General features: G+C 64.0%; 23 protein-coding genes and 6 tRNA genes. 4 read left to right on the top strand and 25 right to left on the bottom strand.

Annotated features, from left to right (window positions below; translation table 11 throughout):
* Positions 1-439: 439 nt before the first annotated feature.
* The 3 genes from HH212_RS16995 to HH212_RS16985 are packed head-to-tail and all read left to right on the top strand — an operon-like array spanning position 440 to position 6,884.
* Positions 440-1,489, top strand: coding sequence for a restriction endonuclease-related protein (locus HH212_RS16995; RefSeq protein ID WP_170203535.1), 1,050 nt, complete (start codon positions 440-442; stop codon positions 1,487-1,489).
* Entirely contained in the window at positions 1,477-4,551 is a 3,075-nt protein-coding gene (locus HH212_RS16990; RefSeq protein ID WP_170203534.1) for an ATP-dependent DNA helicase, read from the top strand. Before HH212_RS16995 ends, HH212_RS16990 begins: the two co-directional genes overlap by 13 nt.
* The gene (locus HH212_RS16985) at positions 4,548-6,884 is read left to right on the top strand and encodes an RNaseH domain-containing protein (protein ID WP_170203533.1); all 2,337 of its coding nucleotides are present in this window, start codon (positions 4,548-4,550) and stop codon (positions 6,882-6,884) included. Before HH212_RS16990 ends, HH212_RS16985 begins: the two co-directional genes overlap by 4 nt.
* A 183-nt stretch (positions 6,885-7,067) precedes the next feature.
* On the opposite strand, the gene HH212_RS16980 is transcribed toward HH212_RS16985, so the two are convergent.
* Positions 7,068-7,502 carry a VOC family protein gene (locus HH212_RS16980; RefSeq protein ID WP_229217318.1) on the bottom strand — a complete coding sequence of 145 codons (435 nt, stop codon included), beginning with the start codon at positions 7,500-7,502 and terminating at the stop codon, positions 7,068-7,070.
* A gap of 106 nt (positions 7,503-7,608) precedes the next feature.
* Here HH212_RS16980 and HH212_RS16975 point away from each other — a divergent pair, with 106 nt between their 5' ends.
* The gene (locus HH212_RS16975) at positions 7,609-8,511 is read left to right on the top strand and encodes an AraC family transcriptional regulator (RefSeq protein WP_170203532.1); all 903 of its coding nucleotides are present in this window, start codon (positions 7,609-7,611) and stop codon (positions 8,509-8,511) included.
* A gap of 183 nt (positions 8,512-8,694) precedes the next feature.
* Here HH212_RS16975 and HH212_RS16970 read toward each other — a convergent pair.
* The 24 genes from HH212_RS16970 to fabG form a co-directional block, all read right to left on the bottom strand.
* Positions 8,695-8,768 (bottom strand) — tRNA-Cys (locus HH212_RS16970).
* A gap of 75 nt (positions 8,769-8,843) precedes the next feature.
* Positions 8,844-8,919, bottom strand: a tRNA-Gly gene (locus HH212_RS16965).
* Positions 8,920-8,965: 46 nt separating this feature from the next.
* Positions 8,966-9,041, bottom strand: a tRNA-Gly gene (locus HH212_RS16960).
* Between the two features lie 29 nt (positions 9,042-9,070).
* Positions 9,071-9,146: transfer RNA gene (locus HH212_RS16955), tRNA-Gly, on the bottom strand.
* Positions 9,147-9,189: 43 nt separating this feature from the next.
* Positions 9,190-9,265: transfer RNA gene (locus HH212_RS16950), tRNA-Gly, on the bottom strand.
* An 86-nt stretch (positions 9,266-9,351) separates the two neighbouring features.
* Positions 9,352-9,427 (bottom strand) — tRNA-Gly (locus HH212_RS16945).
* 112 nt (positions 9,428-9,539) lie between these two features.
* Positions 9,540-10,121 carry a CDP-diacylglycerol--glycerol-3-phosphate 3-phosphatidyltransferase gene (gene pgsA, locus HH212_RS16940; RefSeq protein WP_170203531.1) on the bottom strand — a complete coding sequence of 194 codons (582 nt, stop codon included), beginning with the start codon at positions 10,119-10,121 and terminating at the stop codon, positions 9,540-9,542.
* 156 nt (positions 10,122-10,277) lie between these two features.
* On the bottom strand, positions 10,278-12,152 hold the full coding sequence (uvrC, locus tag HH212_RS16935) for an excinuclease ABC subunit UvrC (RefSeq protein ID WP_170205492.1): 1,875 nt from the start codon (positions 12,150-12,152) through the stop codon (positions 10,278-10,280).
* A gap of 469 nt (positions 12,153-12,621) precedes the next feature.
* Positions 12,622-13,044 carry a holo-ACP synthase gene (gene acpS, locus HH212_RS16930; protein WP_170203530.1) on the bottom strand — a complete coding sequence of 141 codons (423 nt, stop codon included), beginning with the start codon at positions 13,042-13,044 and terminating at the stop codon, positions 12,622-12,624.
* Positions 13,045-13,051: 7 nt separating this feature from the next.
* Complete coding sequence (gene pdxJ, locus HH212_RS16925) at positions 13,052-13,825, bottom strand: pyridoxine 5'-phosphate synthase (protein ID WP_170203529.1); 774 nt, start codon at positions 13,823-13,825, stop codon at positions 13,052-13,054.
* A 33-nt stretch (positions 13,826-13,858) separates the two neighbouring features.
* On the bottom strand, positions 13,859-14,761 hold the full coding sequence (gene recO, locus HH212_RS16920) for a DNA repair protein RecO (protein ID WP_370663937.1): 903 nt from the start codon (positions 14,759-14,761) through the stop codon (positions 13,859-13,861).
* 175 nt (positions 14,762-14,936) lie between these two features.
* Entirely contained in the window at positions 14,937-15,986 is a 1,050-nt protein-coding gene (gene era, locus HH212_RS16915) for a GTPase Era (protein ID WP_229217317.1), read from the bottom strand.
* Positions 15,983-16,849, bottom strand: a complete 867-nt coding sequence (gene rnc / locus HH212_RS16910; protein ID WP_229217316.1) for a ribonuclease III — start codon at positions 16,847-16,849, stop codon at positions 15,983-15,985. Before rnc ends, era begins: the two co-directional genes overlap by 4 nt.
* Before the next feature lie 61 nt (positions 16,850-16,910).
* Positions 16,911-17,366 carry a DUF4845 domain-containing protein gene (locus HH212_RS16905; RefSeq protein ID WP_170203528.1) on the bottom strand — a complete coding sequence of 152 codons (456 nt, stop codon included), beginning with the start codon at positions 17,364-17,366 and terminating at the stop codon, positions 16,911-16,913.
* Between the two features lie 13 nt (positions 17,367-17,379).
* Entirely contained in the window at positions 17,380-18,300 is a 921-nt protein-coding gene (lepB, locus tag HH212_RS16900) for a signal peptidase I (protein ID WP_170203527.1), read from the bottom strand.
* Positions 18,301-18,304: 4 nt separating this feature from the next.
* The gene (gene lepA, locus HH212_RS16895; protein WP_170203526.1) at positions 18,305-20,098 is read right to left on the bottom strand and encodes a translation elongation factor 4; all 1,794 of its coding nucleotides are present in this window, start codon (positions 20,096-20,098) and stop codon (positions 18,305-18,307) included.
* Between the two features lie 370 nt (positions 20,099-20,468).
* Positions 20,469-20,777, bottom strand: a complete 309-nt coding sequence (locus HH212_RS16890; RefSeq protein ID WP_229217747.1) for a glutaredoxin family protein — start codon at positions 20,775-20,777, stop codon at positions 20,469-20,471.
* A 16-nt stretch (positions 20,778-20,793) separates the two neighbouring features.
* Entirely contained in the window at positions 20,794-22,257 is a 1,464-nt protein-coding gene (locus tag HH212_RS16885; protein WP_170203525.1) for a Do family serine endopeptidase, read from the bottom strand.
* Between the two features lie 257 nt (positions 22,258-22,514).
* Entirely contained in the window at positions 22,515-22,817 is a 303-nt protein-coding gene (locus HH212_RS16880) for a sigma-E factor negative regulatory protein (RefSeq protein ID WP_170203524.1), read from the bottom strand.
* 247 nt (positions 22,818-23,064) lie between these two features.
* Positions 23,065-23,667, bottom strand: a complete 603-nt coding sequence (gene rpoE, locus HH212_RS16875) for an RNA polymerase sigma factor RpoE (protein WP_170203523.1) — start codon at positions 23,665-23,667, stop codon at positions 23,065-23,067.
* 71 nt (positions 23,668-23,738) lie between these two features.
* Positions 23,739-24,221, bottom strand: a complete 483-nt coding sequence (locus tag HH212_RS16870) for a hypothetical protein (protein ID WP_170203522.1) — start codon at positions 24,219-24,221, stop codon at positions 23,739-23,741.
* 186 nt (positions 24,222-24,407) lie between these two features.
* A complete protein-coding gene (gene fabF / locus HH212_RS16865) occupies positions 24,408-25,652 on the bottom strand; it encodes a beta-ketoacyl-ACP synthase II (protein WP_170203521.1) in 1,245 nt (414 codons plus the stop codon).
* Between the two features lie 25 nt (positions 25,653-25,677).
* A complete protein-coding gene (gene acpP, locus HH212_RS16860) occupies positions 25,678-25,917 on the bottom strand; it encodes an acyl carrier protein (protein ID WP_036168404.1) in 240 nt (79 codons plus the stop codon).
* A gap of 149 nt (positions 25,918-26,066) precedes the next feature.
* Positions 26,067-26,804 (bottom strand): 3-oxoacyl-ACP reductase FabG, encoded by a 738-nt coding sequence (fabG, locus tag HH212_RS16855; RefSeq protein ID WP_170203520.1) that lies wholly within the window; start codon positions 26,802-26,804, stop codon positions 26,067-26,069.
* Between the last annotated feature and the right edge of the window lies 1 nt (position 26,805).

The following is a 26,805-nucleotide window of genomic DNA, read 5'->3' as shown; positions in this document are numbered from 1 at the left end:
CTGCAGGGCAGATGCCACGCCCGGACGCTGCCAAGCGAAGTGTCATCACTCCCCCTTACACCGGCCGCTGCCATTCACGACTGCCATCACGGCCGATCAGCCACACCTGCCTGATAGACCCACGGTCTTCATCGCGCGCACGACCGGGTCGCGGGTTGCAGGGCAACACGAACGTATCTCTGGTCGAGAAGTACAGACGCCCGAGGGATGGCATCGACAAAGACGGCACGCATCCAGGCGCGGACTCTGTATCCGCACTGCTTCCGTGCATCATCACAATAACGCTCACCTGCACGATGCCGATCAGTTCGCAGGCAGCGGCTGGTGGCGCCCGCGCTACATCCGTTCCAGGGCGTGACAACCGCGGCCCGACTTGCCAGGTCACGCGCGTTGTTGGCTGCTATGCTGTCGGTTCTCCCAGGTGTTACGGAGGCAGGCGATGTCCGACGGCCACGACACGGCGATTCGAGATCGGCTACTGCGGGCAGCGGTCACGTGTGTACAGCGGCTGGCGGTCGGCCGGGGGAACGCACTGCCTTTGCTGCGCCAAGTCGCGGCCTTGCGATGGAGGATCGATCCGGCGTCCAGGTTATTTACCCCGGCCGAGGTCGAAGAGCACCTCGGGCTGCCCATCGAAGAATGGCTCGATCCGTCGGTACGAGGCGATTACACAGGGCCGCTGCAGGTCGCGGGGTTTCCGTCCACGACCTGCCTGGAGATTGCGCTCGAGGTCGACGAGCTTGCCTACATCGAAGACGTGCAAGGCATGATCAAGCGGGTGCGTGACCTGTGCCGGCTGCAGGACGGCGGCGAGGAGACCTACCGCAGGTTCCGCCTGTACGTAATCGAACATCCTCTCGTGGACAGCACGTCAGGCATCCAGGAACTGCTTGTCCCCTTGGGTATTGGGGTGCGCGACATGTACATGTCCATTCCCGAACATCTGAAACGCAACGGTGAGATATATCCGTGCCCGGTGTGCGGCTGGCCGATGACGATCACGGCGCCCGCCGTCGCTTGCCAGTCGAGCTGGTGCGTAAACAAAATCGGCGCATGGAGCTGGGTGAGCGCCAGGCTCGTCAACAACGGATCGGCAAAAGAGCTGGTCGGACACGCTCCAGGTGATGCGCTGATGTTGCGGCCGCCCATCTGGAAGTTCACCCTCATACCAGGTTTGCTGGAACTGTCCCTCGCAAGACGCATCGAAGCCTTAGGCTTGCCGGCCGACCTATGGCCGGGAGTGGATGCGTCCGACATCGAAACCGTCGTGAACGGCACGGTGGTGACCATCGACGCCAAGGCCTGGCGCTCCGCGACGCGCCTAGCTACGCACCTGAAGACGCTGGATGCAGCGCGACCCACGTGGATCGTGGTACCGGACTATATGGAGAAACATGTCCGTTTTCTTTCCGAACAAAGTCCAGCCTCCGTGAGCGTCCATAGCGAGACCGGTTGCATCAGGAAACTGAAAAGCCTATGCAAACACTGATGGCAAAGTGCACCGCCTTGGCGCTATCGATCACTGCACGCTACATCGCCAAGCAGCCGACGTTTGCGGATGCGGCCGCGATCTCGGCTGGAAGACTCCGGCTGTGGTCCGGCTGGGCGCAGCTGCCACACGACGACATGCTGGTCATTGCACGATTCCTGCGTTACCGGCCCGATGAATTGGCGCAGCCAAATGCATTCATGCAGGAAGCGCAGTTGCTCATCGATACGCCCTTGGCCTGGTTCGAGCTGGTGACACATGCCCATGCAGGGCATGTGACCATCCATGAGACGGATCGATATCGGATTGCCGCACCGCTGGACCCTGACCGCCTGATCAGGGAACTGCTTGGCGATGTCATGCATTGGAAAAGCGATCGGCGCGTCGGGGGGATGAACGAAAGCGGCGACATTGTGCTGAAACAGTTCACCTCGGAACGCACGCGTGTCTTCTCGATCCCGGACGACATGCGCAGCTACCTAAGCTCACGTTCAAGCTTGCCGCTCGATGATGCCCCTGGTACAGGACCAGTGCGCTGGAACGCGCGCGACCTTGAACAAATCGCCATCGTGCTCGACGCAGCGGACGAGCTCCACAACAGCCACGTATCATCACTGAAGCACTTGCTCGGCAGGTCTCTCGCCATCGAGACCGAACCAGGGGCATTTTATCGAGTCAACGCGCCCACGGGTGCCGGCAAAAGCGTGGTCATGCTGCTGATGGCACTCGACGCGGCCAGGCGTGGGTTAAAGATGACCATTGCCGTCCCCCACCTACTCGATGTGCGTCACATGGCATCGGCCCTGCATGCATCCGCCCAGGCCCTCGGACTGGCCACGACAGTGGCACCGCTGCACTCCCAGTCGCGCATTCCCGAAATGGCGGAAAACCACTTCGTCGATCGCGTGCATCAACACCCGTACCACTACGCGTGCCTGCTCGACGCCTTTTCCAGCGACGACAGCTGGAGCCAACCGGGGCTGGAACCCTGCTTCACCCTGCATCTGTCCACTGCAACGGCGCGCGGTGGGGAGCGGACAAAGCGGCTCGAAACATGCCCACTGCTCCCCCGATGCGGAATGGTACACATGCTGGCGCAGGCGATCGAGGCCGATATCGTCGTCGTGAACCACCACGCGCTGCTGGCGGGGACCACGCGCATCCCGATCGCAGGCGGTCCCGCCGAGCCAGCTCCCCTGCATACGGTTGAGCTGTTGCTCAGGAAATCGCAAGTCTTTCTTGTCGACGAAATCGACGGTTTGCTGCAGTCGGCCATCAGTTCCAGCGTCTTCGAGCTCGAGCTCGGCAGCCGGCAAACGACGACGCTGCTCGGCAAGTTGCGGCACGAAGTCGAATTCCCGGCGACCCCGATCCACGACATGAAGCCGTCGAACATCATCCGGGCCAGCTGGGCGCTGACCTACTGTACGCTCACCGTCAACGAACTGCTCGATTTGCACAGGGCCGGCCACTTCGAATGGCCGAAGAAGGAAACCACCTGGCCGACCGCGGACGATGGCGTCCTTACGGACAAGCTGCAGCTGTCGCGCGAGCTCCTCGACGACTTGTTCGACCAGCGCAAGCTGGTGCCGTCCGCGCTGCGCGGCCTGCAAGGCAACCTGGCCTACTGGGCGCGCAATGACGGCACCCGGGCACCAGAGGCAATGGCGCGTGAACTGCAGGTCCTGATCGATGAACTCGCGGCCGCCAGCCGCTTGGCGAAAGGCACAAAGCCAAAGGAGCACGAGAAGCTCAAGGCATCCCTATTGTTGCGCGGCCGGCTGGCGTTCCTGGAGCAGCAGCTACGCGACCTGCAGCACGACCTGCCGGCCCTGATCCGGGCGAACGTCGACCATGCCCGCGAGGTGCAGCAATCGCTGAAAGGTGCGGAACCGGTCAGTCCGACGCCAAACGGACCGCTGCACCGGACCGTCTACGGTTTCAAGCGCAAGGAATCCGATGCCGGGGAGTCAACGCTGCACGTGGTGGCGATGCGCGGCGACCCGCACGGCACATTGCTGGCACTGCCTCAGCTGACCGCGCTGGCTTATGCGGGCGTCGAACGCATCTTCGTGGGGTTTTCGGCGACCGCCTACTTCCCGGGCGCGAGCAACTTCGACTTGCCGGCAACGGACCTGGTCGACGTGCCGGATTCGCCTGGGCACATCAACTTCGAACACGTCGGCACCACGGTCGCCGTGTCGGGCGCGCCCATGCAGCAGCGGGCAAGCCGAGTACGCTCCCTGGCTATCGAATTGTGGCCATGGCTGGATGCGCGCTTGGCACACTTGCGCTCCAGCCCCGTCACTGCGCAACGTGCGCGGCTGCTCTTGGTGACAAACAGCGACGATGATGCTGAAGAGCTGGCAGCGGCATTGTTCGCACTGCCCGAAGGACCTGGCCGGGACGTGTTACTTGTGCGCAGTTCCGGCACCGACGTCGGCGCCCAGCGCCTGCCACGAGACCAGAAAATGGCCTTCGCCGAGTTGGCTTCATTTGCTACCGGACCGCATGCCGGCGCAACGATTCTGGTCAGCTCGATCTTCCCCATGGCGCGCGGACACAACATCGTGAATACCAACGGCGAGTCCGCCATCGGTGGCATCGTCGTGTGTGTACGCCCCCTGCCATCGTCCGACCGCCCTGGGAACAACCTTGCCCATGTTTGCTACGAGACGGGCAATACGGTCCTGCCCTCGGAGGCCCCGGGCGAAGCCATGCTGGAGGAACGCAAACGCGCCAACGCTTTGCTGTACACGATCCGGAACTCGTCGCCCGCCTTCAGCCAGCAGCCTGCGAATATCCGGCACTACACGGTGATGAACATCTTGGTGACGCTGACCCAGCTCCTGGGCCGGGCTCGCCGCGGCGGTACCGCAGTTACCTGCTACCTTGCGGATGCCGCCTTCTACGACAGCAAGACGACGTGGGCCGACCTGCTGGACGAGACAGTGCGCATTCTCCGTACCAGCGGCAAATGGCCGCAGTTTGCCCGCCACCACGCGGCGCTTGCGACCGCGCTGGTCAACTACATCGCCACCCACAAGCCAGAGGCCGCATGAGACATGGTCAGCTTCGTACCAACCTGTTCCGGTTCACGCCGGCCGCACTTCCCTGCGCGTACGCCTACCAGGCAACACGAGCCTACCAGGCTGCGTGGTCCCTGCTCAAGGGCAGCTGGAGCCGGACCAACCTGCCCACGAGCGGCCTGGCGGAAATGCTGGCTATCCTGTCCAGGGGCCCCGTCTGGATCAATATCGACCCATCCCAAGAGCGCTCGGTACCGGCCATCGTGACGCTGCATCCGCTGCCGGTCGAGGTGATCAACCGCGCACTGCATCTGTGGGCATTGGACACGCTCCGGGTTGCAGGTGCGGCGCCAACGATCGCCGCGGACAGGCTGGAAGTCGGGGCACCCTACGCGTTGTCGGCTGAAATGATCCTGGGAACGCGCAGTCCAATAGCGTCGATGGCGTATGAAGTGATTCCGTGGCTGGTCGCCGCGGCGATGTCGGTTGCGCCGATGACGTCTACCATCCCCTTGTCCTTGCACCTAACGTCGGAAGGCGAGTTGCTGGCCTGGGACCATCCGATTGTCTCGGCGTTTGGGGACAGACGGGCGGTGGCATTGCACGGCATCCGCCCCAAGCTGGTCCTCATCCACGGTGAAACGACGCCGTATATCGCCATACGCGTACACCTGAGTCACATATTGACCCAGTGGAAACATAAAACCCGGCATGCCCTGGTTCGTACCAACGGTAGTATCGCGAAACTGGCCATCTTCACCAAACGCCATGACGATGGACACTACGAGACGAATTATCTCCACCAAGCAGACCGGCTGCTCGGACATTTCGAGTTGGCATCTTTCCCCAGGCTCGGCATCGACAACCTCTCGGCCCACAGCGACCTGCGTCCGCTCCACGCCATTGCCCCGTCGGCGCCGTTGATCGCCTCCGGTGCCGGGCCGCTGTTTCTCGACCAGGCATGCTGGCACCTGCGCAGCACGGTCGCCGGAACGGAGCCGGTGCTGGCAGAACGTGTTGTTGGATCGCTGCGCAAGGACACGTGGACGGGAGCCGACGGCAGTGCGGGAACGACGCGAGCAGCGAACGCAGCGGTCAACGCCGGCAGCCTGCCGATCCTCGTCGTCACCGCCCATGCCCAGACGGCAATGCGATTGGACAAGGTTAATCGCTTGATAGGTGAGCATGAACAGCGCCTGGACGCGTTGGCGCTGCAGCGCCCGACCTTGCATCACACGTGTCCGCCGGACGCCGAAGGTATGCTGTGCCGCCCGGTCGATGCGAGGCAGCTCGAAGGCTGGTTCCGGCAACACTTGGCGCCGGCATTAATGGACACGCGCGCCCGTACGGCGATCATCGAGACCTCGCTTGACGCCGCCCAGGGAAAACCTGAACTCGATCCGAAGTTCCAACTGCGGCGGCTGTTCGCGGAAAGCGGTGCGACTAGCCAGTTCATCTTCACGGACGATCCTGAACAGCCGGACTACGCAGCCAGCGCCAGCCTCCTCGAGGCGATTCGACAGGCAGGCATCCTGCGCTCGCGGACGCGCGTCCGTACCCTGCCTGACGAGACCGTTGTCGTATGCCTGTACCTGGAACGGATCAGGGCCAAGGGGACGGCGGTATTCCTGCCCGTCGTCACGAGGATGCGGCTGGACGATGGCGTTCCCAAAATCTTCTGGCTCGATCCCCGGACGAACAAGTCGCACTGGCTGGATTACCAGTCGGGAATCACCCAGATCCACGCCCACTCGACGCTCATGACCGCCGAGGAAGTACGGCACCATGTTGCGCGCGCCTTGCTCGCGCCGACAGACGTGGCCGACACGCCCCTTATCGTGTTTTGCCACAGCGCGCTGCGTTCCATTTTCGACGGACTGCGCGACAGCGGCGGGCAATACTATCCCGACCTAGCGAATACCAACGCCTGGATAGTTCGGGTCCGGGCTGACGCCGACGTGGCCCAGATGAGCGGCGACAACGTGCGGCATCGTGTTGCTCCCGGCTACATCGGCGCCCGGATCGGGCTGTACCAGGCGAGCTGCGGACGTGGCGTGTATTACTTCGTTTCACCATCCAACCACTACTCGCGCGTCATCTCACAGCGTTTCAATACGCGCTACGACATCGACGGGCGATTCTTGCGTGATCCTTGGCGGCAACTGGGCGTAACCGAGATCGCCATCCTGCGTGCAGGCCGCTTCGCGAGCGAAAGCGAAATTGCTCATCAGGCCGCGCTGTTTTGCCGGAACTCCCCGGTGTGGGAAGGCACCCTGCGCCTTCCCGCTCCGATGCACCTTGGGAAGCAGGTAGCGCATGACCATCCCGCCATCGGGATCAGCCGACGTCTATACGCGAACGATTGAAGTTCTGCCGCTGACGTCGGCACCCAAGGGCTGCACGCCAGGCGCCGACGTCGGTGGCGTGGAGCAGCGCGCGACGTAAACGAAGAACGTCCCATGTCTGACTCAATTTACTCTTGTGAAAGTCACACCCGCGCGCATGCCATGGTATCCAAATCGTCGGCCAGTCGATGTCCTCGTGTGCTTTCAATGACCGTCAGCCGGTTGCCACAGCTCGACCTTGTTATCCTCCGGGTCGAGGACCCAGGCAAACTTGCCGAATTCGTTGTCGTCGATCCGGTCGAGCACCTTGCACCCCTCGGCCTTCAGCGCACCGACGAGCGCATGCAGGTCGTCGATCCGGTAGTTGATCATGAATGGCGCGACGCTTTGGGCGAACTGTCCGCCATCGTGCGGAGCGATGGACCATATCGTCGATCCGGCGCCGGGCTTGCCATTCGCTTCGTCCCAGGTAAAGGCCGTGCCGCCCCACGACTGGACATCGATACCCAGATGGCGCTGGTACCAGGAGCGTAGCGCGGGTGCATCCTTCGCCTTGAAAAAAATACCGCCGATACCTGTCACTCGTTTCATCCCGTCCTCCCGATCATCATCACAAGCCTGCACGCCGCGGCGCTGCATTCTTTACTTCGTCAAATCGACCGGCGTGAGCCGATCGTCCAGGCGCTATCATAGGAAGGAAAATCGACGCCGGCTTGCCAAATCTTGCGAACACAACCGAGATATCATGTCCACTTACCCATCAGACCACGTTGAGCGCGTCAACCGCGCCATCGATCACATCGTCCGTGATCTTGCCAGGCCCGCCAGGCTTGAGGATGTCGCCAAGGTGGCGGGCTTTTCGCCCTTCCACTTCCATCGCATCTTCAAGTCGACACTGGGCGAGACCCTGAACCAGTTCTGCATGCGCTTGCGCCTGGAACGCGCGCTCTACCTGATGTCGCACGCACCCGCGCGCTCGCTGACCGAAGTGGCGTTGCATAGCGGTTTTTCCTCGTCCTCGGACTTTTCACGCAGTTTCCGGCGGCAGTATGGCGTCGCCCCAAGTACCTTCGAGCTGGAGCGATTCCGACGCGACCGGCACCACGAACTTCCACATGCCATGCGAACCAAGGATGGCGAGTCGGTATTTGCCACGCCGCTTCCTGGCGAAAATCCGGACGGCTTCGTCGCGCACATACGCGATCTTCCAGCCCGTACCGTTGCCTACATCAGGGTTCTCGAGCCCTACCGTCAAGGCATCGTACAGGCCGCGTACGAGCGATTGCTGCGCTGGGCGCTCGCACGGGGCGTGGCCGATGGCAAGTGGCTTGGCTATTCATGGGACGAACCGGAGGTCGTCGGCATCGCTGCCTGCCGCTACGACATCGCACTCGTGGTCGACGACGTCGCACTGGATGGCGAGATCGGCCGCTTCGACTTTCCACCGATGCGAGTGGCCGAGGTCGACGTTGACGGTGACCTGGCACTCGAGTCTCGGGCCATCGACTGGCTCTATGCGACCTGGCTACCGCAGAGCGGCTACATGCCCGACGAGCAACCCATGTTCGAGGCTTGGCACGGCAGGCCTTACGCGCACGGGTCGGAGCATTTCGCGCTTGCCTGTCAACTCGCTGTCACACGTATGTGATGGCTCACTACGTCAAGCATTCACTATGGGTATTTGTGATGCATTAAATGGGATGATGGCGCTAGGGCTAGAATTGCTACGTCCAGTTTCAAAAAACTTACGAGCCAAGATTGCAGAACTTGTTCTAAATGAGAAATACGATTTGACCTGAACCAAAACTATGTGCGGGACAAAAAGACAGGATGGAGGCGAGGACGGGAGTCGAACCCGTCTACACGGCTTTGCAGGCCGCTGCATAACCGCTTTGCTACCTCGCCCGAGGTGACGCTGACGATGCCGACCTGACCGGTTATGAACCAGACCGACACGGAAAGTGGACACTTTCCTGAAATTGGAGCGGGAGAAGAGTCTCGAACTCTCGACCTCAACCTTGGCAAGGTTGCGCTCTACCAACTGAGCTACTCCCGCGTGGAGTGTACGACCAAACTGTTTATACCGTTACCGCTCTACTGCTTGGAGCGGGAGAAGAGTCTCGAACTCTCGACCTCAACCTTGGCAAGGTTGCGCTCTACCAACTGAGCTACTCCCGCATCTGCACTACTACCTTACTACCGAAACCTGGAGCGGGAGAAGAGTCTCGAACTCTCGACCTCAACCTTGGCAAGGTTGCGCTCTACCAACTGAGCTACTCCCGCATGGAGTCTTTCAAACTGCTTGTACTGCTGCACCAGCTTTTACTGGAGCGGGAGAAGAGTCTCGAACTCTCGACCTCAACCTTGGCAAGGTTGCGCTCTACCAACTGAGCTACTCCCGCGTCGCTGGAACTTGCGATTATCTCAGATTTTCGACTGCTTTCCAAGAGAACCGTTTGCTGCGTTATTGCTTTCGACCTGCAAACGCTGGAGCGGGAGAAGAGTCTCGAACTCTCGACCTCAACCTTGGCAAGGTTGCGCTCTACCAACTGAGCTACTCCCGCTTCGTTTCGTTTGCTGCGCTGTTTTGACAACGTTTCGTTCGCAACAGGCAGGCATTATAGAGATGCTGAGCACCCTGTCAAGGATGACTCGTTAGAAAGTTTTCTACTCGCCCTATTGCGGACCCGACTTTTCCTTGATGAGCGGCCATGCGCGGCGCAGGTAGTAGAACATCGACCACACCGTCAGCACGCCGGCGATCCACAGCAGGATCTCGCCCGCCAGGTGCATGTCGAGGAAGCCGAACAGCGCATCGTGGAACAGCAGCATCGGAATGGCGACCATCTGCGCGGCGGTCTTGATCTTGCCGAGCGAATTCACCGCCACCGACTTGCGTGCGCCGATCTCGGCCATCCATTCGCGCAACGCGGAAATCGTGATTTCTCGGCCGATGATGATGAAGGCGATGATCGCGTTCACGCGGCCCAGCTGCACCAGCACCAGCAGCGCGCCGGCCACCATCAGCTTGTCGGCCACCGGGTCGAGGAAGGCGCCGAAGGCCGAGGTCTGGTTCCAGCGGCGCGCCAGGTAGCCGTCGAACCAGTCGGTGACGGCGGCGACGATGAACACCAGCGTCGCCGCCAAGTTGCGGTCCGCCAGCGGCAGCCAGTGGGCGGGGAGATAGTATACGCCGACAACCAGGGGAATCAGTGCGACGCGTAACCAGGTCAGGAGAATCGGGATGTTGAAAGGCATGTGATGAGTCGAGGATCTTGATCTGGTCTTGATTGACTTCGGAAATGCGCGCGGCGCGCGGTCGGCTGCTGCCGGCCGCGCGCCGCTAGTCTACATGGCTCTTGCCTTTTAAACCAGTTCGGCTGGGCGCAGGAATCCGCGTGTTTACGCGCCGGGTTAGTGCAGCTGGCGGTAGATTTCCTCGGCCAGCGTGCTGGAAATCCCTTCCACCGACATCAGGTCTTCCACACTGGCGTCGACCACGCCGCGCAAGCCGCCGAAGCGCGCCAGCAGCCGCTGCCTGCGCTTGGCGCCGATGCCTTCGATCTCTTCCAGGCGCGAGGCTTGCCGCGCCTTGGCGCGCTTGGCGCGCATGCCGGTGATGGCGAAGCGGTGCGCTTCGTCGCGGATCATGGCCACCAGCATCAGCGCCGCCGATTCCTTGCCCAGTTCCTGCGGCGGCCGGCCGTCGGCGAAGATCAGCGTTTCCAGGCCGACGCGGCGGCCCTCCCCCTTCGCCACGCCGACGATCGCGCTCACGTCCAGGCCCAGCTCGGAAAATACCTGGCGCGCCATCTCGACCTGGCCGCGGCCGCCGTCGATCAGGGCGATGTCCGGCATCACGCCGTCGCCGCCCGCCACCTTTTCGTAGCGCCGCGTCAGCACCTGGCGCATCGCCGCGTAGTCGTCGCCCGGCGTGATGCCGTTGATGTTGTAGCGGCGATACTCTCCGTTCTGCATCTGGTGATGGTGGAACACCACGCACGAGGCTTGCGTCGCTTCGCCGCCGGTGTGGCTGATGTCGAAGCATTCGATGCGGATCTGGTCGAGGTCTTCGCTGTCCAGCCCCAGCACCTCGGCCATCGCGCGCGTGCGCGACTGTTGCGAGCCCTGCTCGGACAGCAGGCGCGCCAGCGAGATCTCGGCGCCCTTGCAGGCCATCTCCAGCCACTGGCGGCGCTGGCCCTGCGGTTGGAACACCAGGTTGATGCGGTGGCCGCACTGCTCGGTCAGCGCCACGATCAGTTCCGGCATGTCGAAGTCAACGTTCAAGATCAGCGTGGCCGGGATGAACTTGTCGGCGTAGTGCTGGGCCAGGAAGGCGGCCAGCACCTCGACTTCGAGCGAACTCTCGCCCAGGTTCTCGCCGATGGCCTCGTTGACGTGAGAGGGGAAATAGGCGCGGTCGCCCAGGTGGCGGCCGCCGCGCACCATCGCCAGGTTGACGCAGGCGCGCCCGCCCTGCACCACCACGGCGATGACGTCGACGTCGGCGTCGCCGGTCGTCTCCATGCTTTGCGCGTGCAGCACGCGCGACAGCGCCTGGATCTGGTTGCGCACGCCGGCGGCGCGCTCGAACTTGAGCTCCATGGCGAAATCGAGCATCTTCTTTTCCAGCTCTTCCATCACCTCGTTCTGGCGTCCGCGCAGGAATTTCGAGGCGTTGTCGACGTCGCGCCGGTAATCCTCGGGCGCGATCAGGTCGACGCAGGGACCGCTGCAGCGGCCGATCTGGTGCAGCAGGCAGGGCCGCGTGCGGTTGGCGTACACGCTGTCCTCGCAGGTGCGCAGCATGAACACCTTCTGCAGCAGCTGCATCGATTCCTTGACCGCCCAGGCGCTCGGGAACGGGCCGAAGTACTGGTTTTTCTTGTCCAGCGCGCCGCGGTAATACGCCATGCGCGGCGCCTCGCCACCGCTGATTTTCAAATACGGATACGATTTATCATCGCGAAACAGGATGTTGTAGCGCGGCTTGAGCGTCTTGATCAGGTTGTTTTCCAGGATCAGCGCCTCGGCCTCGCTGCTGGTGACGGTGGTCTCCAGGCGCGCGATCTGCTGCACCATCATCGCGATACGCGGGCTCGACAGGTTTTTCTGGAAGTAGCTCGACACGCGGTTCTTGAGGTTGCGCGCCTTGCCGACGTACAGCACCTGGTCGGCGCCGTCGAAATAGCGGTACACGCCCGGCAGGCCGGGGAGTTTCGCGACCGTGGCCAGCACCTGCTCGCGCGCCGATGGACTGGCCTTGGCGCCGGCGTCGTTGGCCAGCGTCGCGGTCAGCTCTTCCTTCAGCACGCGGCGGGTGTCGGGGCGGACGCGCGCCGCCGCATCGGCCTCGGCGCCGGCATCATCGGCGGCACGCGCGGCGGCCTTGGGCCTGCCCCTGGCCTTGCCGGCGGGCGTGGCAGCCGCTGCGGCAGGCACCCCGGCTGCGGGAACAGATGCGCCGGCCGGATCAACGGATCCGGCCTGGGCGGCGCGTACGTAGGCCTGCGCGCCCAGGCCGGATGCGCTGTCGCGCACCTGCTCGTCGGGCGCCTGCTCGTCGGCCACCTGCTCATCGGCTGCCTGCTTGCCGGGTGCGTGCGAGTGCGGCGCAGCCGGGATGCCGTTCGTGGCGGAATCGATATGCGCGGGTACGGCAGGCTGCGTCGACGCCGCCTGCTCCGGTACGGACGCCGGCAGGCCCTGCTCCGCCTGGCCGGCTGCTGTTTGAACTTCCTTGGTCACGTGCGTTTTACCTGGTTGGTTCTGGTTCTGGCGGCGCCTGGGTGACGATGACGAAGGCGACGCCGTAGTCGGCTTCGTCGCTGATCGTCACCTGGGCGCTGAGCCGGTTGGCGCGCATGAATTCTTCCAGCGCGCCGCTGCAGACAATGGTCGGCTTGCCGCTCGGCGCATTCAGCATCTGCGCCGCGCGCCAGGTCATCGGCATGCGCATGCCCATGCCGATCGCCTTGGAAAACGCTTCCTTGGCCGAGAAGCGGGTGGCCAGGAAGCGCAGGCCGCGCACGGCGTTCTTGGCGCGCCGTGCGTGGTACTTTTCCAGTTCCTGCGGACCCAGGATCTTTTCGGCGAAGCGCTCGCCGCTGCGCGCCAGCGCCGCCTCGACGCGCGAGATCTGGACGATGTCGGTGCCGATGCCGTAGATCGTGCTCATTTGCCGCTCATTTGCCAATGTAGCGGGTGCCCAGGCGCGCCGCCACCATGATCGCCTTCATCTCGCGCACCGCGTTCTCGAAGCCGGCGAACAGCGCGTGGGCGACGATGGCGTGGCCGATGTTCAGCTCGTGGATGTCGGGAATGGCGGCGATCGGCTGCACGTTGGTGTAGTGCAGGCCGTGGCCGGCGTTCACGCGCAGGCCGTGCCGGACGCCGGCGCGCACGCCGGCCTCGATGCGCTCCAGCTCGTGCGCCAGCTCGGCTTCGCCTTCGGCCTCGGCATAGCGGCCGGTGTGCAGTTCGATCACCGGCGCGCCGGCGGCGGCGGCGGCGGCAATCTGCTGTTCGTCGGCATCGATGAACAGCGACACGCGGATGCCTTCTCCCTTCAGCTGGCGGATCGCGGCCTCGACTTCCTTCTGGTAGCGGATCACGTCCAGGCCGCCCTCGGTGGTGACTTCCTCGCGCCGCTCGGGCACCAGGCACACGTCCTGCGGCTTCACCTTGCAGGCGAAGTCGATCATTTCCTGGGTCACCGCGGCTTCCAGGTTCATGCGCGTGGCCAGCGCCGGGCGGATCGCCAGCACGTCGGCATCCTTGATGTGACGCCGGTCCTCGCGCAGGTGCAGCGTGATCAGGTCGGCGCCGGCCTGCTCGGCCAGCAGCGCGGCGCGCAGCGGGTCCGGGTAGACGGTGCCGCGCGCGTTGCGCACGGTGGCGATGTGGTCGATGTTCACGCCCAGGTCGATGACCGGGCCGGCGGGCTGCAGGAAGCTCATGGTTTTTTCTCTTAGTGTATCTACGACGGCAGTCTACAACTGCATCAGGTCGATCAGGATCTGACGCGTGTTCAGCGGCGCGCCGCCCAGGTGGTAGGCCAGCAGGAAGCGCATCAGCTGCTTGCTCTGGGCCTGGGTCTGCGCATCGCTGTAATCCTCGCGCTCCATGTCCATCAGGGTCTTGCCGGACACCACCGGCCAACTGTCCGACGCCAGGGCGCGGCGCGGTCCGCGCTCCGGATCCACCACGTACTGGCCGTCGGGCAGCACCCTGGCGCGCGTGTCGGTGGCGCGGGTCAGGTCGGCGGCGACGCCCGTTTCCTTAAGTAGGGCCCGCTCGAATTTTCGCAAGGCGATTTGTGCGGGTTCGCCGTGCGCCAGCTCGTTCAGCGTCGAGACGTAGTGGTCGAACAGTTTCGGATGGGGGTCGTCGCGCGCCAGCAGTTTCACCAGCAGCTCGTTCAGGTAAAAGCCGCACAGCAGCGCGGTCTTTTCCAGCGGCAGCATGCCGCCGACCCAATCGGCATCGATCAGCGTGCGCAGTTCGGACTTGCCGGAAAACGACAGCGACAGCGGCTGGAAGGTCTGCAGCACGCCGCGCAGCTTCGACAGCGGCCGTTTGGCGCCCTTGGCGACCACGCCGATGCGGCCGAAATCGCGCGTGAACGTGTCGACGATCAGGCTGGTTTCCTTGTAGGGATAGCTGTGCAGCACGAAGCCGGGCTGGCCGAGCACCTTGCCGCCCTGTACCGGCGGACGGCGGCGCGGCTCGGCGCGCGCGGGCGCCGCAACGGGAGCGGAGACCGGCGCCGGCATCGTTGTCGAAAGCGGCAAGGCCGTCGGCAGCGGCGTGGCGACCGATGCCGGCACGGCGGTGGACAGCGGCGCGTCGATCGGTGCCGCCGCGCTGGCGGGCGCTTCGACCGTGGGTGCCATGGCGGTGGCAGACGTATCGGCCGGCGCAGCGTCGGCTGCCGCAGCGTCGGCTGCCGCAGCATCGGCTGGCGCAGCGTCGGCTGCCGGCATCACGTCATACACGGCGCCGGCTTCTTGCGCGCCATCGGGAAGTTGGTCGTCGTGGCCGGGCATGCGTCAGCGTCGGAAGGGTGGCTTATTCGTAGCCGTAGGCGCGCAGCCCGGCTTCGTTGTCGGCCCAGCCGGATTTGACCTTGACCCAGATTTCCAAGTACACCGGACCACCGAACAATTTTTCCATGTCGATGCGCGACTGGGTCGAAATCTCCTTCAGGCGCGCGCCCTTGTTACCGATGATCATCGACTTATGCGTATCGCGCTCGACCAGGATGGCGGCGAAGATGCGGCGCAGGTTGCCCTCCTGCTGGAACTGCTCGATCAGCACGGTGCTGGTATAGGGCAGCTCGTCGCCCAGCAAGCGAAACACCTTTTCGCGCACGATCTCGGCCGCCAGGAATTTCTCGCTGCGGTCGGTGATGTCGTCCGGGCCGAACACCGGCGGATTCTGCGGCAGGTGGCGGCGGATCTCGCCTTCGAGCGCGTCGACCTGGAAGCGCAGCTTGGCCGACACCGGCACGATCGCGGTGAAATCGCGCAGCCCGGCCACCTTGGCGGCGAACGGCATCAATTCCGCCTTGTCCTTCATGCGGTCCGACTTGTTGATCACCAGGATCACCGGCACGTTTTTCGGCAGCATGTCGAGCACCTGCTGGTCGGCCGGACCGAAGGTGCCGGCCTCCACCAGGAACAGGATCACGTCGCTGGCGGTCAGCGTGTTCGACACCGTCTTGTTGAGGGTCTTGTTGAGCGCGTTCGCGTGGCGGGTCTGGAAACCGGGCGTATCGACGTAGATGAACTGGGCGTCGTCGCGGGTCTGGATGCCGGTGATGCGGTGGCGCGTGGTCTGCGCCTTGCGCGATGTGATCGAGACCTTGGCGCCGATCAGCACGTTCATCAGCGTCGACTTGCCGACGTTCGGACGGCCGACGATGGCGATGTAGCCGCAGCGGAAGTTGTCGTCGTGCGCGACGGCGGCATCGGCTTGCCCGGCAGCCTCGCCGGCATCGGCATTAGCGTCGGCAACAGCGTCGACATCGGCGCCAGCGCCCTCGTCCTGGTTGATCGGGAGATCGCGCTCGGTGTTCGGGAGGTCGAGATCGGTGTCGACGGGTTTCTGGGTGCTCATGCTTGCTTGCTTCCTGCCTGGTGTTGCTTGGATGGGTGTTCGTCTGCCTGCAAGGACAGCTCGCTCTGGGCGCCGGCCTGGGCGCCACGCCGGTCGATGCTTTGTTCCGCGCTTTGGTCCGTCGCAATGCCGGCCAGCTTCAGTTGCGCCGCACGCGGCTTGGACTTGCGCGCGCCCGCCGGGTTCTTGTGCGCCGCCTGTTCGGCCACTTCCAGCGCCAGGCGCGCCGCGGCCTGCTCGCCGGCGCGCCGGCTGCCGCCGCGGCCGTAGACTTGGATACCGAGCTTGGGCACCAGGCACTCGATCTCGAATTCCTGGCTATGGGCGGCGCCGTGGGTGGCCACCACGTTATAGGTCGGCAGCGAAATCTTTTTGCTCTGCAAAAATTCCTGCAACAAGGTCTTGGCATCCTTGCCCAGGGTGCGCGGGTCGACCGAGTCCAGCAGCGGAATGTAGAACGCGCGGATCACCGCGCGCGCGGATTCGAAGCCGCTGTCGAGGAAGATCGCGCCCAGCAGCGCTTCCAGCGTGTCGGCCAGGATCGACGGGCGGCGGAAACCGCCCGACTTGAGTTCGCCTTCGCCGAGGCGCAGGAACTGCGACAATTCCAGCTTCTGGGCGATCTCGAACAGCGATTGCTGCTTGACCAGGTTGGCGCGCAGGCGCGACAGGTCGCCTTCGGGCAGCGCCGCGAAGCGCTCGTAGAGCACCGAGGCGACCACGCAGTTCAGGATCGAATCGCCGAGGAACTCGAGGCGCTCGTTATGCAGGCTGCTGTGGCTACGGTGGGTCAGCGCCTGCTGCAGCAGGCCGGGATCCTGGAAGGTGTAACCGAGGCGTGTCTGCAATAACTGAAGATTCATTGTCGTATCAATCTGGTTGGGCCGGCGCGAGCCGGTATCCCTACCCGCCCTGCACGGCTGGTTACTTGGTGCCGTCGGCCGTGGCGACCACACCGCTGGGGTCGGTGGTGCCGGCGAAGTCGAGCAGCAGGCTGGCGTTGCCGGCCAGCGGAATACGCTTTTCGTAGGCGAAACCGACTTCGGTCGTGCCGTTCTCGCGGCTGATCAAGAGATCGCGCCCGCTGACGGACGTGACGCTGTTGATGCCGGCGTTGCGGTCGAACGCCGCTTGTATCTCGCGCACGGTGCCGCCGGCGGCCTTGGCCTGGACGATCGCCCCCTTGATGGCGCGATATTCCAGGTAAGCCGGGGTGACCTTGATCGCCAGCAGCGCCAGGGCGCCCAGCACGACCAGCACCACGATCAGCCCGGACAGCGACACGCCGGCCTCGGCGTTGATCCGGTACTTGCCGCCGGGCCGCACGCACGTCCCGGTGTTCACTGCATTGTTGCCGCTTGCACGTTGGATTGCGCGCATCTGCCTCTCCAGGTTAGTGGATACCGCCGATGCGCTTCAAGTTGCCGAAGTTCATCCAAACGAATACAGCCTTGCCGACGATGTTCTGGTCCGGCACGAAGCCCCAGTAGCGGCTGTCTGCACTGTTGTCGCGGTTATCGCCCATCATGAAATAGTTGCCTTCCGGTACGATACAGGTAAATTTATCGTAGGAATAGGTACAACTTTCGTGATGTGGGAAATCCTCCACCGCGCCCAGGTTGATCGGCCGCACCGCATCCATGTTGAGGATGCGGTGCGGCGCGTTCGGCAGCTTTTCCAGGAACTGCTTGTTGTACGCCAGGTGCTCGTCGTCGAGGTAATCGTCCAGCGGCTCGTAGGCAACCGGCTGGCCGTTCACGGTCAGGCGCTTGTTCTCGTACGTGATTTTATCACCCGGTACGCCGATGACGCGCTTGATGTAGTCCTGGCTCATGTCCTTCGGGTATTTGAACACCATGACGTCGCCGCGTTGCGGGTTGCCGACCTGGACGATCTTCTTGTTCAGCACCGGCAGGCGGATGCCGTAGTCGAACTTGTTCACCAGGATCAGGTCGCCCACCAGCAGGGTCGGCACCATCGACGACGACGGGATCTTGAACGGCTCGAACAGGAACGAGCGCAGGACGAACACCAGCGCGATCACCGGGAAGAAGCTGCCCGAGTACTCGACCCAGGTCGGCTGGCGCAGGATCGACGCTTCCAGCGCGGCGCGGCCGCCATGGTTGTTGTCGGCCTTGATACCGTCGGCGCTCAGCTTGGCGTAGCGCGCGTCGTACTCGGCCAGGGCGGCATTCGCACGCGCGCGGCGCTGTTTCGCCAGGACGAACACGTCCAGGCACCAGATCACGCCCGTGATCACCATCGCCACGAACAGGATCAGCGCGAAATTCCCGAGGATCAGTTGCATATTCATGTTGTTATTTGTCTTCCACTTGGAGGATGGCGAGGAAGGCTTCCTGCGGGATTTCCACCGAGCCCACCTGCTTCATGCGCTTCTTGCCGGCCTTTTGCTTTTCCAGCAGCTTCTTCTTGCGCGAGACGTCGCCGCCATAGCACTTGGCCAGCACGTTCTTGCGCAGCGCCTTGACGTTTTCGCGCGAGATGATGGTCGCGCCGATGGCGGCCTGGATCGCCACGTCGAACATCTGGCGCGGGATCAGCTCGCGCATCTTGGCGGCCACCTGGCGCCCGCGGTACGGCGCGTTGGCGCGGTGCACGATGATCGCCAGCGCATCGACCTTTTCGCTGTTGATCAGCATGTCCACCTTGACCACGTCGGCGGCGCGGTTTTCCTTGAACTCGTAGTCCATCGAGGCATAGCCGCGCGAGGTCGATTTCAGGCGGTCGAAGAAGTCGAGCACGATCTCGGCCATCGGAATCTCATAGTGCAGCTTGACCTGGCGGCCGTGGTAGGCCATGTCCATCTGCACGCCGCGCTTGCCGTTACACAGCGTCATCACCGAGCCGACGTATTCCTGCGGCATGTACAGGTTGACGTCGACGATCGGTTCGCGCACCTCGTTGATCTTGGACGGCTCCGGCATCTTGGACGGATTGTCGACGCGGACGATGCTGCCGTCGCGCATCTCGACCTCGTACACCACGGTCGGCGCGGTGGTGATCAGGTCCATGTCGAATTCGCGCTCCAGGCGCTCCTGCACGATCTCCATGTGCAGCAGGCCCAGGAAGCCGCAGCGGAAGCCGAAGCCGAGCGCCTGTGACACTTCCGGTTCGTACATCAGGGCGGCGTCGTTCAACTTGAGCTTTTCCAGCGAATCGCGCAGCGCGTCGTACTGGTTGGCCTCCACCGGGAACAGGCCGGCGAACACCTGCGGCTGGACTTCCTTGAAGCCCGGCAGCGGCGCCGGCGCCGGTTTGTTGGCCAGGGTGACGGTATCGCCGACCTTGGCCGCCGTCAATTCCTTGATGCCGGCGATGATGAAGCCGACTTGCCCCGCCTTCAGTTCCGGCAGCGACACCGAGCGCGGCGTGAAGACGCCGATGTTCTCGACCAGGTTCACCGATTCGGTGGCCATCAGGAGGATCTTGTCTTTCGGACGCAGGGTGCCGTTGACCACGCGCACCAGCATCACCACGCCCACGTACGGGTCGTACCACGAGTCGACGATCAGCGCCTGCAGCGGCGCGTCCGGGTCGCCCTCGGGCGGCGGCACCCTGGCGATCAGGGTTTCCAGCACGTCTTCCACGCCCAGGCCGGTCTTGGCCGAGCAGGTGGTGGCGTCGCTGGCGTCGATGCCGATGACGTCCTCGATCTCTTTCTTGGCATTGTCCGGGTCGGCGTGCGGCAGGTCGATCTTGTTCAGGATCGGCACCACTTCCACGCCCAGGTCGAGCGCGGTGTAGCAGTTGGCCACCGTTTGCGCTTCCACGCCCTGGGAGGCGTCGACCACCAGCAGCGCGCCTTCGCAGGCCGACAGCGAACGCGAGACTTCATAGCTGAAGTCGACGTGGCCGGGGGTATCGATCAGGTTCAGGTTGTAGACCTCGCCGTCACGCGCCTTGTATTGCAGGGCCGCGGTCTGGGCCTTGATGGTGATGCCGCGCTCGCGCTCCAGGTCCATCGAGTCGAGCACCTGCGCGTCCATTTCGCGCTCGGACAAGCCACCGCACAGCTGGATGATGCGGTCCGCCAGGGTCGATTTGCCGTGGTCGATGTGGGCGATGATGGAAAAGTTACGTATGTTTTTCATTAACAAAACTCAAAACCAAAAAGAGCGGCACGCGGCCAGGCCGGCACGCAGGCGGCCGGCGACTATCTGAAAGAGCGCGAAGAACGCGAAAAAAGCGCTGCTGCGGGCGAGCCCGGGCAAGCGCCTGTGGAGAGCGGTGTAGCGGCGGTGCTGTTTTACGCCAGCACGTTTTACGCCTGCAAATACGCTCCCAAGCTTTCCATTTTAACGGATTTCGAAGCAGAAAGCCCGGAATGTGGGCGGCGATCGCCGTAGGCGGCCGTGTCGGTTCATTCCTCGAACGCAGGCGGCGCTGTATGGAAGACTATTGCACAGTGCCAAGACCATCCGGGATGGGGAGAGGTGGCCTCAATGCGACACATGGTGCCGCTCATGCGCCGGCGGGCAGGCCCAGATGACGGCGCAGCGCGGCTTCGTCGAGGAAGTAGTGGCAGATTTCCGGGCCGGCCGGATCGCCGTACAGCACCGGCACCAGTTCGTCGAAGCGCGCCGCCAGGGCCGGATCGGCATCGATGTCGATCACGTCGACCGTACAGGGCCGGTCCCGGCGCGCCATGAAGGCGTGCAGCGCGGCCAGCATGTCGTCGCACAGGTGGCACCAGTTGCGCGAATACAGCGTGAACGCCGCCGCGGCGCCACCGTGTGCAGCGCCGCCCTCCCCGGCCACGGTGTCGCGCAGAGGCACCCCCACCGCGTCAGGAACGCGGCTTGATGACCAGGTACTGCGACGCGTTTTCGCGCCGCACCAGCAGGGCCACCGGCTTCTTCGGATCGAGCCTGGCCACCAGGCCGTTGAACTGGGCCGCGCCGGTGATCTCGACATTGTTCATCTGCAGCACCATATCGCCCTGGCGGATGCCGGCCGAGGCTGCGCGGCCTTCGGCGGCGTCGACCATCACGCCGGCGTCGATCTTCAAATCGCGCTTCTGCGCCGCCGACAGGTCGGACACGTGCAGGCCGAGCGCGTTGGGCGCCTGCTCGGGCGCCGGCTTCTTCGGCGTCGGGCGCGCGCCCGGCGATTTTTCTTCCTGCAGCTCGACGATGGTCACCGGCAGTTCGATCTGGCTGCCGCGGCGCCACACGCTGACGTTGGCGCGGCTGCCGACGGCCGAAGCGCCCACCTGGCGCGGCAGGTCGGTGCTCTTCTCGATATCGGCGCCGTTGAACTTCAGGATGATGTCGCCGACCTTGACGCCGGCCTTGTCGGCCGGGCCGCCCGGCTCGACCATCGCCACCTCGGCGCCGCGCGCGCGGCCCAGGCCGAGCGATTCGGCGACGTCGCGCGTGACTTCGCTGATCTGCACGCCCAGGCGCCCGCGCGTGACCTTGCCGGTCTTGCGGATCTGGTCGGACACGCGCAGCACCTCGTCGATCGGCACGGCGAACGAGATGCCGTTGTAGGCGCCGGACAGGGTCGCGATCTGCGAATTGATGCCGATGACCTCGCCGCGCATATTGATCAGCGGGCCGCCCGAGTTGCCGGGGTTGACCGCGACGTCGCTCTGGATCAGCGGCAGGTATTCGCCGGTATCGCGCTGCTTGGCCGAGATGATGCCGGCGGTGACCGTATTTTCCAGGTTGAACGGCGAACCGATCGCAATCACCCATTCGCCGACGCGGATCTTATTGGAATCGCCGGTGCGCACGAACGGCAGGTTGCGGCCCTCGACCTTCAGCAGGGCCACGTCGCTGCGGCGGTCGGCGCCCAGCACCTTGGCCTTGAATTCGCGGCGGTCGGTCAGCGTCACAGTGACTTCGTCGGCGCCTTCGACCACGTGGGCATTGGTCAGCACGTAGCCGTCCTCGGAAATGATGAAGCCGGAACCGACGCCGCGCTGCACCTGTTCTTCTTCCTGTTGCTGCTGGGGCGCGCCGCGGCGCCCGCGCGGCGCCATCTGGCCGCCGAAGAAGCGGCGCAGGAATTCCTGCATTTCCTCATCACCACCTGCGCCGGCGCCGCCCTGGCCCAGGCGCACGCGCTCGGTGGTGCGGATGTTGACCACCGCCGGGCCGACCCGGTCGACCAGGTCGGCGAAATCCGGCAGGCCGGCGACGGTGCCGGTGGCGACGGGAGCGGCCAGGGCCGCCGGGGAAAACGCGAGGCCCGCGCCCGCGAACAGGAGGGCCGACAGGATGGTGCTGGCAGTTTTACTGGTCATGACTTAATCGGTAAGGGCAAGTTGAAGGCTGTAGTCACTCCATGGTAAGGCAAAAGAGCAATATTGTCGCGTTGGCACGGAACACGCGTGCGCCGCTCCGGCACCGGGTGGCCGGCGGCGCCGCGATATGCGGCGCAAGACGTCTGGGAAGATGTATGGCGGCGAGGCCGCCTGCCGGCAAGATCGCCAGGCCGCCGCATGGATGCGCAGCGCGCATCCGGCGCACCCGGCTGGAGATGGCAACGGCGCTCGCCCGCTCAGCGCTGCCCGGCGGCGGCGATGTCCGTCTGCTCCGCGGCCAGTCCGGACGCGGCTGCCGCTGCGCGCTTGCCCGGCAGCGGTTCGGCGGCCAGTTTTTCGGCCAGGCATGCACCGAAGCCGGAGGACAGGTCCGGCGTGGCCTGGGCGCGCAACACGTCGCCGATATGGTGGTACAACTCCCAGGCCTGGCGGCCCTCGGGCAGGTCGAGAGCCGCCAGCGCCAGCTCCAGGTCGGCAGCGCCGATCTCGCCGTCGCCGAAGGCCGAGATGTGTTCGCGATTCTTTTTGTTCGTGTCCATGGTCGTTCCATTACGTCGGGTCATCAAGGTATCATCCTGCTGCGGTGCTGGCGGAAATGCCGGAACCGGCGCCGCGCCCCATTCGGCGCGGCGGCGATTCCCGGATTGGCCGCTCCAGCCATCATCGCCAGCGCTTGCCACGGTTTTCCTCGATCCCTGTCAATATCGATCATTGCCGGCGTACGCACGCAGTCCAGCCATGCTGCGCCTTCCCCCACCGGCGGCCCGCGCCCGACGTCCTGCCTTCTCAGCGGCGTTTTTCCGCCGAGATGTCGAGCAAGGGCCGCAATTTTTCGGCAATGACTTCACGCGCCCGGAAAATCCGACTGCGCACTGTACCGATTGGACACGCCATCACTTCAGATATTTCTTCGTAACTCAAACCTTCGATCTCGCGCAGGACGATTGCCGTCCGCAATTCCAGCGGCAATGCCTCCATCGCGGCATTGACCGTGTACGCGATCTGCTTGCTCGCCAATACGGACTCGGGTGTATTAATGTCGCGCAAGCTGTCCGCATCGTCAAATCCTTCCGCGCGTTCGGCATCGGTTTCGGTCGACGTCGGTGCGCGCCGGCCCTGCGTGACCAGGAAATTCTTCGCTGTGTTGATGCCGATCCGGTACAACCAGGTATAGAACGCGGAATCGCCGCGGAAGTGGCGCAGTGCGCGGAACGCCTTGATGAAGGTTTCCTGCACCACGTCTTCCGCCTCGGCCGGATCGTGCACGAGGCGCGACACCAGCCGCATCAGGCGGCGCTGGTACTTCGCCACCAGCAGATCGAACGCCCGGCGCTCGCCAGCCTGGACGCGCTCGACCAACAATTGATCACACTCGCGTTCGGTCGTCACTGAACAGGTCCCGTTGGCTGCGTCGTTGGCGAGGCGCCCTATTACCCTAAGAGTCGGCCCGCTACATAAGTTCATCGTATTTTGTCGGACGCCATCCCGGCATCGGTACGGCGTCCGATTACGGCGAGCGCGACCGCCAGCGCACGCCAGCCCGCCGCATCGACGCTGTCGCGCCACACCGGCAAGGTCGACGCCGGTGCGCCGGGGACGCCGTAGCGCAGCACGACCAGCACCGGCCACACGACCGAGCCCGGCAGCAAGCTTGCCGCGGCGCCGTCCACGCTCGCTGCGCCCACGTCCTGTTGTACCGTCACGCGTAGGTCGCCGGTTCCAGAAATATCAATCCGGTGCGTCTTTGGACGGCGCGCCACGGCCAACGCAAACAGCGCCGCCCCGAGCGAAGGCAACAGGGCAATCCAGGGTGCACCCAGCACCTTCCCGGAGGCCAACGGCCCCGTGGCGAAGGCCGTTCCCAGCTGCACCAGGGCACAGCCGCCGAGCAACAGGCGATGGATGCGCGAAGGCGCGACAACGACGGAAACCGCGATCGACATGGGAGATCCTGATGAAAGGAAGCGAGGCCGCAGCGCGGTGAAGCGCGGCGAAAACAAGGCTGTAAATCAGGGCTGCAAACCAGGGCTGCAAAGCAGGGCTGCAAAAACGGCCGTAGAAAAACAAACGCCCGCTCCTTTGACAGGAGCGGGCGTTGCGTAGTTCAGACCTACAAGTCGTCGCTTGATTCAGATCTTGGCGAAGACCAGGGTACCGTTGGTGCCGCCGAAGCCGAACGAGTTCTTGACCGCGTAATCGATCTTCAGGTCACGCGCCGTGTTGGCGCAGAAGTCCAGGTCGCATTCCGGGTCCTGGTTGAAGATGTTGATGGTCGGCGGCGACACCTGATTGTGGATCGCCAGCACCGTGAACACCGATTCCAAGCCGCCGGCGCCGCCCAGCAGGTGGCCGGTCATCGACTTGGTGGAATTGACGATCAGCTTGTTCGCATGGTCGCCGAAGGTGCGCTTGATGCCCTTCACTTCCGCCGCATCGCCCACCGGGGTCGAAGTGCCGTGCGCGTTCACGTACTGCACCTGGTCCGGATTAATGCCGGCATATTGCATCGCCGACACCATGCAGCGCGAGGCGCCGCTGCCGTCTTCCAGCGGTGCGGTGATGTGGTTGGCGTCCGCACTCATGCCGAAGCCGACGACTTCCGCATAGATCTTGGCGCCGCGCGCCTTGGCGTGCTCGTACTCTTCCAGCACCATCACGCCGGCGCCCTCGCCCAGCACGAAGCCGTCGCGGTCGCGGTCCCACGGACGCGATGCGGTGGCCGGATCGTCGTTGCGTGCCGACAGGGCGCGCGCCGAGGCGAAGCCGCCCAGGCCCAGCGGCGACACGGTCGATTCCGCGCCGCCGGCGATCATCACGTCGGCGTCGCCGTATTCGATCAGGCGCGCCGCCTGGCCGATGCAGTGCAGGCCGGTGGTACAGGCCGTCACGATCGCCAGGTTGGGGCCGCGCAGGCCGAACTTGATCGACAGGTCGCCCGAGATCATGTTGATGATCGAGGCCGGCACGAAGAACGGCGAGATGCGGCGCGGGCCGCGGCTGTCGTACTCCGCCTTGGTCTCTTCGATCATCGGCAGGCCGCCGATGCCCGAGCCCACGACCACGCCGATACGGTCGGCATTGTCCTCGGTGACGACCAGTCCCGAATCCTGCAACGCCTGGATGCCGGCGGCCATGCCGTAATGGATGAACGCATCCATGTGGCGGCCTTCCTTGCCCGGCAGGTAATCCTCGACGTTGAAGTTCTTCACTTCGCCCGCGAAGCGGGTCGAAAAGGACGAGGCGTCAAACTTGGTGATGTTGGCAATGCCCGACTTGCCAGCCAGTGCTGCTTCCCACGCCTCGGCAATGGTATTGCCGATCGGAGAAATGCAACCCAGGCCGGTGACGACGACACGGCGGTTGCGTGAACTCAAGCGGTTCTCCTGAAATCCTTGGAACTTAAGCCTTGACGTGCGCTTGTGCGTACTCGATGGCTTGACGAACGGTGGTGATCTTCTCGGCCTGCTCGTCCGGGATTTCCATTTCGAATTCGTCTTCCAGTGCCATCACCAGTTCAACGGTGTCCAGCGAATCTGCGCCGAGATCGTCAACGAACGAGGAGTCGATTTTGATGTCTGCTTCTGCAACACCCAGTTGCTCAGCGACGATTTTTTTAACGCGTTGTTCGATATCCGACATGTTATGGCTCCATTAGGTATGTGTTGCGGAAAGTGCGCGCATTTTATCAGGGTTTGCGCGATGAAAAACTATTTTCAGCGTCTGACGCTAACTCGGCTGAAACGGTTGCTAAAAGCCGAGATTTTATTCCGAAGGGGGCAGCACCGCCATCAATTCATGTACATGCCGCCGTTGACGTGCAGCTCGGTACCGGTGATGTAGGCGGCCTGCGGACCGGCCAGGAAGGCCACCGCGTGGGCGATGTCTTCCGGCTGGCCGAGACGGCCCAGCGGGATCTGGGTCAGCAGCGCTTCGTGCTGGCCTTCGCCCAGGCCGCGGGTCATGTCGGTGTCGATGAAGCCCGGTGCCACGCAATTGACGGTGATGTTGCGGCTGCCGATCTCGCGCGCCAGCGCGCGCGTCATGCCGGCCACGCCGGCCTTGGCGGCGGCATAGTTCATCTGGCCCGGATTGCCGCTGGCGCCGACCACCGAGGTGATGTTGATGATGCGGCCCTGCTTCGCCTTCATCATGCCGCGCAGCACGGCGCGCGACAGGCGGCCGACGGCGGTGAGGTTGGTGGCGATCACGTTGTCCCACTCCTCGTCCTTCATGCGCATCGCCAGCTGGTCTTGCGTGATGCCGGCATTGTTGACCAGGATGCCGATGGCGCCGGCACTCTTGGCGATCTCGTCGATCACGGCCGCGCACTGGGCGGCGTCGGTAACGTTCAATACCACGCCCTTGCCGCCGAACTCGGCGAGGTAGGCGCCGATCGCTTCGGCGCCGGCTGCGCTGGTGGCGGTGCCGACCACTTTGGCGCCCTGGCGCGCCAGTTCCAGTGCGATGGCCTTGCCGATGCCGCGCGAGGCGCCGGTGACGAGGGCGACTTGGTTTTGCAGGTTCATT

It is taken from the genome of Massilia forsythiae (assembly GCF_012849555.1).
Lineage (GTDB): Bacteria > Pseudomonadota > Gammaproteobacteria > Burkholderiales > Burkholderiaceae_D > Telluria > Telluria forsythiae.
This window is presented reverse-complemented; position numbering and strand designations above follow the sequence as displayed.